Annotated in this window: 4 protein-coding genes; all 4 read left to right on the top strand. The window is 50.4% G+C overall.

The window, feature by feature from the left end; all coding sequences use genetic code 11:
• Nucleotides 1-93: 93 nt before the first annotated feature.
• The 4 genes from S2091_RS23375 to S2091_RS23390 all read left to right on the top strand — a co-directional run bounded on the left by S2091_RS23375 (nucleotide 94) and on the right by S2091_RS23390 (nucleotide 13,497).
• Nucleotides 94-1,866, top strand: a complete 1,773-nt coding sequence (locus S2091_RS23375) for a ShlB/FhaC/HecB family hemolysin secretion/activation protein (protein WP_165795082.1) — start codon at nucleotides 94-96, stop codon at nucleotides 1,864-1,866.
• Nucleotides 1,867-1,890: 24 nt separating this feature from the next.
• A complete protein-coding gene (locus tag S2091_RS23380) occupies nucleotides 1,891-2,874 on the top strand; it encodes a HupA family protein (protein WP_105534394.1) in 984 nt (327 codons plus the stop codon).
• Between the two features lie 100 nt (nucleotides 2,875-2,974).
• Nucleotides 2,975-13,216 carry a hemagglutinin repeat-containing protein gene (locus tag S2091_RS23385; RefSeq protein ID WP_165795083.1) on the top strand — a complete coding sequence of 3,414 codons (10,242 nt, stop codon included), beginning with the start codon at nucleotides 2,975-2,977 and terminating at the stop codon, nucleotides 13,214-13,216.
• Complete coding sequence (locus S2091_RS23390) at nucleotides 13,213-13,497, top strand: hypothetical protein (RefSeq protein ID WP_105534396.1); 285 nt, start codon at nucleotides 13,213-13,215, stop codon at nucleotides 13,495-13,497. Before S2091_RS23385 ends, S2091_RS23390 begins: the two co-directional genes overlap by 4 nt.
• Nucleotides 13,498-13,642: the final 145 nt, after the last annotated feature.

The raw sequence follows: 13,642 nt of genomic DNA on the forward strand, positions 1-13,642 counted from the left end.
TATTAACAACACAATTAATTATTAAATAAATATGTTATATACATATCGTTATAAAAAGTTACAATGCCTTCGAATATTAAAAAGAAGGCAACAATGTCATTTTACTCAAACACAGCGAATCAATGGCCAACGCGTTTTGCCAACCTATTCGGACTTCTAACCCTTCTGGCATGCACCGCACCTGAAGCACGCAGCCAAATAATCCAAACACCTGCCAGTGAAGAACAACGCCGTCGAGCACAAGCAGATGCAGAAGAAAGACAGCGCTTGCTGCGAGAACCCAGTGTGGAATTACGCACACCCATATTGCCGTCATCAGAAACAACAGAAATTCTGGTATTACCCGGCGAATCACCGTGTTTTACCATACACCAACTCTCGCTTACAGTATCCCCACAGCTTTCGCGTGAGGCAAAAATTGCCGGTGCTAGTGAGTTAGCGCTTGACCCTTTCTTTTTTGCTCAAGAATATTTACAACAATACAAAAACGTTTGTGTCGGTAAAGACGGTTTGAATTTAATCATCAAACGCCTTACCAATTTGATCCTACAAAAAGGCTACAGCACAACACGTGTCGGCATTTCCGAGCAAGATTTATCAACAGGCGTGCTAACCCTTACATTGGTACCCGGCTTAATCCACTCAATCCACTTTACTGACTCTTCCTCATACGGCACCTGGCGAAATGCGTTTCCAACCGGCCCAGGTAAATTACTCAACTTGCGCGATCTGGAACAAGGTCTTGAGCAAATGAAGCGCGTGCCATTTCAAGATGTGGATATGCAAATTGTGCCCACTGATGAGGCTGGCGAAAGCGATGTGATTCTCAATACTAATCGCACCAAAGCCTGGAAACTGACCGCAACTCTAGATAACAGTGGCGCAAAAGGAACTGGGCAATTACAGGCTGGCGGCAATTTTTCGCTTGATAATTTGTTTGGCCTGTCCGACCTATTCAATATCGGCATCAACACCGATGCCGATCGCAAAGGTGATCAGCGCGGTACCAATGGGCATAATTTATATTACTCACTGCCATTTGGTTACTGGAACTACAGCATCTCGGCAAGTGATTACGACTATCACCAAGAAATAGCTGGTAACAATCAAACTTTCGTCTCCAGCGGAAAATCCAAGAATGCGGAATTTAAAATCAACCAATTAATCCAACGCGATCAAACACAAAAAAATAGCTGGCAACTCAAAATCGGAAAACGGTGGTCTCGTTCTTTTATAGACGAAGCCGAAATTGACGTACAAAAACGCAACATCACTTTTGTCGAGCTCGGTTGGATACATAAGCACTACTTTGGTAACGCGCAACTTGATTTAACGCTAGCAAACCGCTGGGGTACTTCATGGCTGGGTGGGAAAGCTGATCTTGAAGGGCGTAATACGGATGAACCTACCTTCACCTACGCATTGCAAACCATCGACGCAACATTGACTGCGCCGTTCCAAATCGCCAACCAGCCACTCCGCTACATAGGCACGCTACGCGGACAAACTTCGCATTCCGCGCTCTATCTGGCTGATCAGTTTTCTATTGGCGGCCGCTACACGGTGCGCGGCTTTGATGGCGAATTAACGTTAACGGCGGAGCGCGGATTTTATCTTCGCAATGAACTCGACATTCCCATCGCAAACAGTGGGCAATCCGCCTACATCGGCATGGATTTCGGCAAAGTCTACGGCAGCAGTGCGCAATACCTCATCGGTGACAAGCTTGCAGGAACGACTCTTGGCATTCGCGGCGCATATCACGGCTTTATGTACGACCTGTTTTCAAGCTGGCCGGTAAACAAACCGGCGCAGTTTAAAACAGCCACACCCAGCGTGGGATTCAATCTCACTTTTCAATATTAATCATCACAACGAAGGAAGTTAACTATGCAATCTTCAAATCAATTGAAAACTAAAAGGCACGTAACAACAATCGCCGGACTAATTATGGTTGGAGCGCTTAGCGCATGCGGAGGCGGAAGTGGGGGAGGTAATGATGGAAAGCACATTGATAGTGCCAAGCCTATTGTGCCCCCCGTTGCGCCGCCTATTAGTGCAGCCACAGAATTTAGCCGCATAGGATTGGATTACCAAGTTGGAAGTAATGACTACTCTCGTGGTGACTGGGCTACGTCAATTGATGCGTCGGCCAATATTACCTTTTCAAGTACCAATAAAGATAGCCCGGCACTCAATTACAGTTTTAGATTCCCCTCTGGGTTACCTGGCGGTGCGATTTCAGGCGGTCTTTTTTCAACCACCATCGGCTCTGCCAACAAAACAATTCAGATATTGACTCCGAGCAGTACTAAAACTGTTCAAAACGTTTTTTGGCGAAACACCAATGACCCTTCCGTCTATGGGTTTGGACAAGCTGGCTATATGGTCAATCCAAGCAAAATAACATGGCCAACAAACGGAACATCAACCTATTCAGGTAAAGCATTCCAATACATTGTAAGTGATGGTTCCATACCAAGCTTTGCGATGTATACAAATAAGATAACTGCAACTGTAGATTATTCCGCAAAAACAATTTCTATCGCTGTTGCCCCCAATCCGACCTTACTTAACACCATTGGTAATCCCCTGATTATCAATGAAGCCGCAATTCAAAACGCGACCAATATCACAATGTCCAACCTGAATTTATCAGGCTCAACTATTGATTTAGACCCAGATCCTGCGACCGGCAATTGGTCACAGCAGCATAGCAATCTCGGGGTAGGTGTTGCATCGATCGACTTGGCATTCTTTGGAAATACGGCACAAGAATTAGCTGGAACTCTTACTTTTCATAATAATCAAGGGATGGATTATCACATCTGGCGTCATCAACACATTTCCTTCGCACTAGCCAAACAACCATAACCACTAAGTCAGCTTCATCGCTATCACCAACGCGCCTCAGCGTTGGTGATAGCAACCAAATTATTTTTACAACGTAGCACTTTTATCCTGGATGTCAATCATGAACAAGCAAGCCTATCGCGTCATATTTAGCAAAGTATCTAGCACTTATATTGCCGTCGCAGAAATCACATCCAGTCAAGGTAAAAGCAAAGGTACGTCCGTTAGTAACAGTACCTCGACCAGTTTCAATTCACGATGCATGCGCTTTGCTACATTAAGCGTTGTTGTTGCTGCGTTGTTTGGTCCTGTCATCATGGCGCATGCGCAAATGGTGGCGTATAAAAATGGTGCGGGGCCGAGACCAACCATCGATCAAACAGCGAATGGACGACCATTAGTGCAAATCGTCACGCCGAATTCTTCCGGATTAAGCCATAACAAATACGAGCAATTTAACGTCAATAGCAACGGAGCTATCCTCAACAACAGCGCCACTATTACCCAGACACAACTCGGCGGCTACGTCGAAGGCAATCCCCATATTTTGCCCGGAAACAGCGCCAAAATTATTTTAAATGAAGTGATGAGCACCAATCGCTCACAGTTGAATGGCTATATTGAAGTGGCCGGTCAACGTGCTGAAGTGATTATTGCTAATCCCAATGGCATTTCAGTGGGCGGCGGGGCCGGATTTATTAATGCATCACGCGGCGTCCTGACGACAGGAATGCCCACCTTTGGTGGCGATGGCAGCCTGGCCGCGTTTCGAGTCAGCAAGGGTGATATTCAAATCAATGCTGGCGGCTTGAATGCAACTGGCGTTGAACAGCTTGATTTAATTGCGCGTAGCGTGCAAGTGAATGACAATCTTTGGGCCAATCAACTCAACGTCATTACCGGCAGCAATCAGGTCAACTACAACAACCTCGGCGTTCAGGTCATCGCAGGCGCTGACGGCAAACCGACCATCGGCTTAGACTCCTCGGCATTGGGTGGCATGTATGCACAAAAGATTATGCTGGTCGGCACCGAAGCAGGTGTCGGCGTTAAAGCACTCGGCAATATCGCCGCGTCGGCTGGCGATCTCACCGTTGACAGTCACGGTAAAGTGCTCTTAACTGGCAAAACCAACGCTGCTGGACAAATCCACTTAAGCAGCAATGACGATATCAGCAATACCGGCAGGCTGTACGGACAACAAACAGTTGTCATCAACAGCGCGGGGCAAGTCAACAACACAGGTACGTTAGCGGCATTTAACGACCTGGCGATTCAATCAGCCACCCTGAATTCTTCCGGCATCGTGGCAGCAGGCATTAACGATGCAGGCCAAGCCTCCCAACCCGGCAACCTGACTTTATCGACAACCGATCTCATCACCGCCACCGGACAAAACACGGCGGGTGGCCAACTCGCCATTACCGGTTCCGCCATCAACCTGGCTAACGCTGCCACGAGCGCCAATGGCGCCACCACCTTACTAGCGACGGCCGGCGACATTAATCATACTGGTGCCACACTGCACTCCACCGGTCGTGTTACCGCCACTGCCAGCGGTGCGGTTGTCAATGATGCTGGCGTCATCCAGGCCGCACAGATAACCACGAATTCTGCCGCTCTGTCCAACGTCGCTGGCACCCTGATCCAATCAGGAGCCGATAACACCAGCCTACAAACCAGCGGCAACTTCAACAACACCGGCGGAACACTGGTCAGTAATGCGCAGCATCTGCAACTGCAAACGGGCAGCCTCACCAATAACGACGGCAACCTCAGTCATGCAGGCAACGGCACGCTCACGATCACTACCGGCGCGCTAGAGAATGTAGCTGGGAAGATGGTGAGTAATGGCCGAGTCATGGTCACCGCAACCACGCTGAATAACCACCGCGGTCAAGTGGTTGCCAATCGCGCTGCCGCATTGTCCCTTAACGGCGACCTGATGAATAGCCAAGGCAATATTCAATCTGCCGAAGCGTTAGCACTCCACGCCAACAATATCGACAACCGTGCGGGGCGCATTACCTCGCTCAATACCGATAGCTTAACCATGTCCGCCAACGGCCTCATTACCAACACTATCGGCAGCACGGCGCAGGGAGAGGAAGGCGGCGTCATTGGTGGCAATGGTGACACAATAATTAGCGCGGCCGCGTTAATCAATCACGCTAGCATCACAGCAGGTCATGATTTATCGGCGCAGATCCAACAGCAACTCAACAACAACGGTGGGCGACTTGCGGCGGCGCAGGCACTACGCCTGCAAGCAGCCACACTCACCAATGCACAAGGCGAATTGAATGCGGACAAGATAGCCGCTAACGTGACGGAGCTCAATAACGATCACGGAAAAATCAACGCCAGCCAGTTGACGCTGCATGCCACCAACCTGTCCAATCAACAAGGACAACTGGTTCAATTCGGCGCTGACGCCAGCGTGATTGATGTGAGCAAGTCACTCGACAATTCTAATCAGGGATTCATCCAAACCAACAGTGCCGACCTCACACTCGCACCCCAACAACTGAACAATAACGGCAGCACCATTTCGCACGCAGGAACAGGGACATTGAATGTCAATTTGCGTGGTGGAACATTAAATAATATCGCCGGCAATATCGGCACGAACGGACAGCTCCTCGTTACCGCAGCCGATATCGCGAATCAACAAGGCACACTGCATGCCAACCGGAATGCAGTGATCACCGCGGCAGGCAATCTTACTAACACCCAAGGCCGTGTGCAGGCCGCAGGTGCCGTGGCGATACAGGCAGCAACTATTGATAACAGCGCCGGTCGACTTGTTTCGCTCAGCACCGATGAGCTCTCCCTGGCTACCAGCGGCCAGATCATCAACACCGCTGGCACAACGGCCAGCGGCGAGCAAGGCGGGATAATCGGTGGCAATGGGGACGTTATCGTATCGGCAGACAGTGTTCTTAATAACTCCATCATTAGCGCAGGCAACAACCTCAACGCCACCATTCAACGTCAGCTCGACAATACCGGCGGCCGTGTCGCGGCGGCGAATACGCTGCAACTGCAAGCAGGCAGTTTAACGAATGCGCAAGGCGTGCTGGATGCGACGACCATTCATGCAACGGTTGCCGAACTAAACAACAATGCCGGCACCATCAGCACAGACCAGCTTCGCCTTTACGCCATCAATTTATCGAATCAGCAAGGGCAACTAAAGCAATATGGAACAGACACCAGCATCATTGATGTCAGCAACGCGCTCGACAATTCAACGAATGGCTTAATTCAAACCAACAGCACCAACCTGACCTTAACGCCCCAGCAGCTCAATAATAACGGCGGTACGATTTCCCATGCAGGAAGCGGCACCCTGGCAATCAATGTTAACAATGGCGCAGGCACATTACAGAATCAAGCCGGCACAATAGGTAGTAACGGCCGCGTTATCGCCACCGCATCCGACATTAATAACCAATCCGGTACGCTGTTTGGGCAAAGTTCCGCTCACCTGACTGCCACCAGCGGCGACCTGAACAACAGTCAGCAAGGCTATATCAGTGGCAGTCTACTTAATGTGACTGTCGCCGGTAATATCGACAATACCGGCGGTAAGTTAGAAGGGCTCACCAACGGTATCGACATCCGAGCCAACAGCCTCAATAATGCCGCCGGCACGATACAAAACCTGAGTTTATCTTTGCTCAATATGCAGTTACACCAAAACCTGTCCAATACGGCCGACAGTAACGACGATGGCTCAGTGTCCGGCTTCATCGGTAGCGCGGGTGATATCAACATCGAAGCAACTGATATCGACAACACCAACGGTTCTTTTTATAGCGCCAATAATCTCCAGCTCAATGCCAACGGTACACTGACCAATCTGGCTGGCGTCATTCAAAGTGATGGCACCGTCGACATCATGGCAACCAACGCCATCAACAACCAGTCTGGCCGTATTGAAGCCAACGGCACGCCAGGCCACGCCGCCACAGCACTATCTCTTACCGGAAACAGTATCAACAACGCCAATGGTCGCATCGCCAACAGCAGCACTGGCAGCACCGTCATCAACAGCAACACCGGCATTAACAATAGCGCCGGCACTATCGGCGGCAACGGCAATGTCGCACTCACCGCAAAAGAGTTAATCAACACGCTGCAAGGGCAACTCATTGCCGCCGGAAACATGGATCTTGCCATCGCCAGTAGCATCAACAATGTACAAGGGAATCTGTTCTCTGCCAAAAACTTAGCCCTGCAACAAGCCAATGCCACCGTTGATAATAGCCAAGGCAACATCAGCAGCGCAGGTGATTTAACACTGACAGTAGCAAGTTTAAATAACAACGCAGGACACATCAGCAATACGGCCAATCAAGCCGGTAATATCGCCATCTCCGCCAGCGGCAACATTACTAATACCGCAGGCAATATCGGCAGCAATAAAAACCTTAGCATTACCGCCAATACCATCATCGGCGAAGGCGTCGCCATTGCCGGTCAGGATGCCGACATCCAGCTACAAGGGGATTACATCAATACCGCAGGCAATCTCATCTCGGCCAACAATGTGCTGCAGTTATCTACCACGGGCACACTTAGCAATCATGGCACGCTGTCCGCCCAAAACGGCCTGTTATTGCAAGCCAATAACATCAGCAATGCATTGGATGCGCTGATTAACTCCGATCAAACCGTTGTCATCGCACAAAACAACCTCACCAACCAGGGCCGCATCTATGGCGACAATCTGGCGTTGGGTGCAACGACATTACTCAACGACAAAAACGCGGTCATCGCCGCCAGAAATGATCTGCACATCGGGGCACAAACCATCACCAACCAAGATCACGCCTTAATCACCAGTCTGGGCGACACTTTCATCGGAGGCGAGTTGAATAGCAACTACCAAGCTACCGGTAAAGCAAAGACCGTGACCAATTCACAGGCAACCATGGATAGCGGCGGTAACTTTATTATTAACACGACCACTCTCAATAATCTCAACCCTACGTTTGCTTTTGCTCCCGTCGTCATCGAAACTAAGCAAGTGGTGGAATATGCTTACAACCGCAACAGCGCACCAGTCGAGTGGTATAACGGAAAGCTCGGCAGATGCAACGCAGTTAAAGATGACATAGCGTGTTTAATGAATGACGGAAATCACTGGAACTTACATACCCCTGATGGCCGATCACACAGTGATTTCTGGCAACGGATTTACACCCAAACTACCAGTCAAGACCAGGTAACCGCCACTGATCCCGGGCAAATTGTCGCTAACGGCAACATACTACTGCGCGCCGACACCATCAACAATCAAGCCAGCGCCATCGTCGCCGGTTTAGGTCTGGGCGGTACTGGTGAAAAACTCTACAACACAACACCTATCGGACAAACCACCATTCAAAAAACCGGCATTCCCAATGGTAATGGAACAACTGATCGCCCGGGTCACGTGTTTCACAACACCGACCGCAAGGCGGATAACTGGGGTAACTTTGCAGAAATTAATTTACCCGAAGCAGGGCCATCCGTTGAATTCTCCATCTGGCCTGGCGATGTAGCGCCTAAGCGCCTCAGCAATCCCGCTACCGGGCAGCAGGCCGGCAGCAATCAGGTTGCGACCGGCACCTCCGGTAGCCTAAGCAGCAACGCCAACAGTACCACTCTGACCGGCAGCGGCTTGCAGGTAGACGCAGCGCATGGCTCGGCCAGCAACAACACCCTTACCGGCCAAGGTGGCAACATTGAAGCAGCTACCGGTTCGGCTGGCAGTAACGCATCGACGCCCGGCAACACCCAAACGGTCGCCAAACCGGATGCCGCCATCCCCAATCTAACGCTGCCCACCAATCAGCTCTTCCCCACGACCACCAATCCTAATGCCGGTTACTTGGTTGAAACCGACCCGGCATTCACCAACTATAAAAACTTCCTCTCCAGCGATTATTTACTAGGCCGCCTGTCCATCAATCCACAACAGGCACAAAAACGCTTAGGTGATGGGTTCTACGAACAAAAGCTGATCAACGACCAAATTACCCAATTGACCGGCAAGCGGTTTTTAGGTAATTACGCCAGCAACGAACAACAATACCAAGCCTTAATGACGGAAGGTATCCACTTTGCCGAGCAATTTCAACTTGTCGTGGGCATTGCGCTCAGCAGCGAACAAATGTCAGCGTTAACGTCCGACATCGTCTGGTTGGTTAGCCAAAACATCACGTTAGCGGATGGAAGTCGCACCCAAGTCTTGGTACCCGTCGTGTATTTAGCCCAACTCAACGCCGCCGATGTACGCCCTACTGGCGCCATCATCAGCGCGTCGGACATGGATTTATCCTATAGCGGCAGCTTACAAAACAGCGGCACCTTGCAAGCCAACAAAAACCTGATCGTCAATACGGGTAGCATCACCAATAGCGGTAACCTACTCACCAATAAACAAGGTGGACAAATAGTGCTGGCTGCACAACAGGACATCAGCAGCAGCGGCACGATCCAAGGCAACCGCGTTGGCATTATCGCCGGCAACAACATCAACCTCGCCAGTGTCACACAAACCAGCACCGGCACCAGCGGCCGCCATACCGGTATCACCCAAATCGCCAGCGTCAACGCAGAGCAGCTCGTCATGCAGGCGGCGCAAAACATCAACATCAACGCCGCCAACATCACCAGCACGGGGAATGCAAGCATCGTAGCGGGGAACAACCTCAACATCGGCACAGTAAATATCGGCTCTAGTTTTAATGCCGATATGGGCAGTACTGGTCACTACAAAACGAGCCAGAGCAGCGACGTAGGCAGCACTCTGCAAAGTGGCGGCAATTTAACCTTAGCAGCAGGTCAGGACATCAACGCCACCGCCAGTTACGTCAACACCGACGGTCAACTCAATGCAACGGCAGGACGCGATATCACCATCACCAGCGGTACTCAGCAAAGCAGCTATGACATTGAAGTACACACCAAGTCCAGCGGCTTTTTGTCGTCCAGCAGCAGGGATGTCACGGATAAAGGAAGTAGCACCCAAGCCATCGGCAGCAGCTTCTCCGGCGACAGCGTCGCGCTACAATCCGGTCGCGACACGACGATCCAAGGTAGCCATCTCACCGTCAAGCAGGATATCGCCATTCAGGCCGGACGTGATTTAAGTATCGCCAGCGCTCAAGAAACCAACCAAGCGAGCTACTCCGTACAAGAAAAATCCTCTGGCCTGTCCGCCAGCTTCATGAACGGCATCAGCTACAGCAAAACCGCACAAGATCAGGCACAACACGGCACCAGCACTCAGCAAGTCGGCAGCAGCCTGAGCGGCGCAAATGTGCGCACCGTTAGCGGTCGCGACACCAGCATCACCGCCAGCGCCATCGTCGCCGATCATGATGTCGACATCTACGCCGGACGTGACATCAATGTGCTGGCCGCCACCGAACAACACACCTCACAAACCGGCAGCCACAGCAGCGGCACCAGCATCGGCATAATGAATGGCCTCAACGCTGGTCGCTTCACCAATTACAGTAAAACCGACGCCATGCAAAACGCCAACGGCACCGCCACCCAGCAAAGCACCAGCCTGATTTCTGCCAATGGCGGTACGCTAAATTTACAGGCCGGTTTGGACTCGCAATACAAGGGTACTGGCACCGGCAACGTCCTCACCCAAGGCACCGAATTATTAGCTAAAAACCCGGTCAACATCACCGGAAACGCGGTTGATCTGCAAGCAGTACACAACGCCAGTAGCAGCCAAACGCACGCCGAAACAAAAAGCGTCACCTTAGGCAGCAGCTTAACCGGCGCCATCGGAGGAGCCATCACTCGCATTGGCGATCAAGTGACCGAAGCACAAAATACCGACAACGACCGACTCAAAGGCGCATTAGCCTTGAAAGCCGGCTACGACACCTATAAATTAATCAATGGCGGAAAGATCTCCGAAACCACCACCGAATCACTCAGCCCAAATCCAGAAAAGAGCGGCGGCGGCTTCGGCGTCAGCGTCAATTTAGGCGTCAGCAAAAGCCAACAAGACAGCAATAACAGCACCACCCAAGCGCGCGGCACCACAGTACAAGGCGGTGAAATAAATATCACCGCCAGAGAAGGCGACATCACTATGGAAGGCGCCAAACTGCAAGCAACAACTATCGAACTCGATGCCGCAAAAAACATCAACCTGCTCGCCGCCAAAAACAGCGCCGAACTGCAATCAAGCAACAGCGGCTCCAGCGCAGGCATCGGAGCCACGCTCGGCTCCAACGGACAGCAAACCGGTCTCAGCTTCCAGATCAGTGGTTCAACATCGAAAGGCCACGCCAACGGCAGCGAGACCACCTATGACAACACCCAAATCACCGCCACCGACAAACTCACTATCAAGAGCGGCAACAACACCAACTTGATCGGCGCACAGGTTGCGGCCAACAAAGTCAAGGCCGACATTAGCGGCAATTTGAATATCGTCACGTTGCAAGACCAAAGCAACTACGACAGCAAACAGGAGAACGGCGGCTTTAGTCTCAGCCTGTGCATTCCCCCAATCTGCGTCGGTACCACAGCGACCGGCAGCATCAATTACGGCAAACAAACCGTCGATCATAATTACCAAAGTGCCGTTGGCCAAAGCGGTATCGCAGCAGGTAGCGGCGGTTTTGAGCTGAACGTCAAAGGCAATACCGATCTGCAAGGGGCTGCGATCACCAGCACCGCTGCCGCAGATAAAAACTCCTTGCAAACGGCCAGCCTGACCAGCACCGATCTGAGCAACACCCAACACACCAGCTCACAAAGCATCAGCGTCGGCATTTCCACCGGCAGCATTACCAGTAACATCGCCAGCAACGTCATTGGTAACCTCAATGGAGGTGCTGGCATGCCGAAGAACGGCGATGAAAGTAGTCACACTAACAGCGTCATCAGCCCCGCTAACGTAATTATTACTGGCACCGGCAATGCGACCACCGACGCGCAAAGTCATGCCATCGCAGATGAATTAACAAACCGCGATGCCGCCACCGCCAATGAAACATTAACCAACACACTGACGCTGCAACAGGCACAAAACCTGCAAGCAGAACAGAAAAAAGCGCGAGAAAACCAACGCGCAGCGGATTTAGCGGGAGCAGCACTCAACGGTATGGTTGGTGATTTTTCGCAAAAAATGAATCTAGCTGAAGGCTCAACAGAAAAAATTGCACTACACGGCATGGTCGGATTGATACAAGCTGGGATTGGCGGCACCAGTGCGGTGGGTGGAATAGCAGCAGGCATGAGTGTCGAAGTCATGACACCGGCGCTACGTGATTATCTGCTTGCGAATGGGTATACAGATGATCCGAAAAATCCTGACGGACTCAAAGCGTACAACGACATGATGAATCTCGGTGCGACATTAGTAGGCGCTGCATCCGGCGCGATTGCAGGTGGCAGCCAGCAAAGTGCCGGAACTGGCGCGGTGATTGGTTTGTCAGCGGATGCCAATAATCGGCAATTGCATCAAGCAGAAACGGACATGATTAAAAAGAACGCGGCACGCTTTGCCAAAGAACTCTACAGTACAGATAATCCAACACAGGAGCAGGTTGCCGCCGCTACTTCGGTGCTGGCGAACACGGCACAAAATCTGCTGGATTACAACTTTGGCTATACCGTACCGTATTCAGCGCAAGCGGAAGCGTTCTTGCATACGTTGCAGTCGGAATATGCGGTGACCAGCCCAAATTTATCCATCGGTAATGGGCAGTATTTGTTTTACGCAACCAATGATCAAAAAAATTCGCCCTACATCAACAGCGGCACAATCGATAAAGAAATTGCCGGTGTCATTATTAAAGCGCCGATCAAGCTGTCAGAAACACCCGGTAGCGCCAAGGAAAAACGCGATCCTGCGACGAATTTGGTATTGGATGATGAAGGACGATATAGCCAACGCATCAGCGTGGATGGCAAAACCTTTGAACCAAAATATTTCCCTTGTCCACGAGTTTCAGCAGGTTGTGGCGGACAGAATTTAGATATGTCTGATCCGCAAACAGCGGCTTATGTGAAGGCGTTGGATAAGAAAGCGTTAACGGATATTGGGACGGGTGCGACGCTAGTGGCGGTTGCTGTCCCAGTGGGTACGGCAGGGGCAGTAGCTGGCGTAATTGGAATATCTGCATCTGTCAGTGCTGGCATAATAAATGAGACGTCAGGTACAGCCGTTTCTAAAGAAATTGTGCAAATGGCAGCTCAAAAATATCTCGAAACGGTATTTGGATTACCTGCCGCTGCGGCTGTACGTATTGCTGCATTAATAGATTTAGCCGGCGGATGGGATGCATTTGTAACTAGAACTAAAGAGGAAGCCTTGGAGAAAAAAGATTGAAAATTTTAACTTCCAAAAATAAACAATTGTTTTTGCTAATACTTATTATTGGCGCGCTTTGTCGAGTTTTATATATTTACTTCACTCTAAATTGGTTAACTGCTTTGTGGCTAAGCATATGTTTAATCTGGGTAGTTTGGATTATTTTTGCTTTCTTTTATAACAAAGATATGTATGGTGCTTTCCATTGGAATAATGGTGAAAATCAAGTTCCTAGAGCGATGCTTGCTATAACAATGTTAGGGATTTATTTTTTATTGTTATTTAATGATTTTCGCTGACGCAGTATGTTCAACGCGGTATCTATGGACTCCACCCGTTTTGCAAGAAGAATTTGATTTCAACCAGTAGGTAAGCTTGCGTGTATCTATACGGCCTGATAGATGAGCGGTTTTTTGCTCTGGCCCTGATGTAATACGCGCGTCA

This window comes from Solimicrobium silvestre, assembly GCF_002976435.1.
In the GTDB taxonomy this organism is placed as follows: domain Bacteria; phylum Pseudomonadota; class Gammaproteobacteria; order Burkholderiales; family Burkholderiaceae_D; genus Solimicrobium; species Solimicrobium silvestre.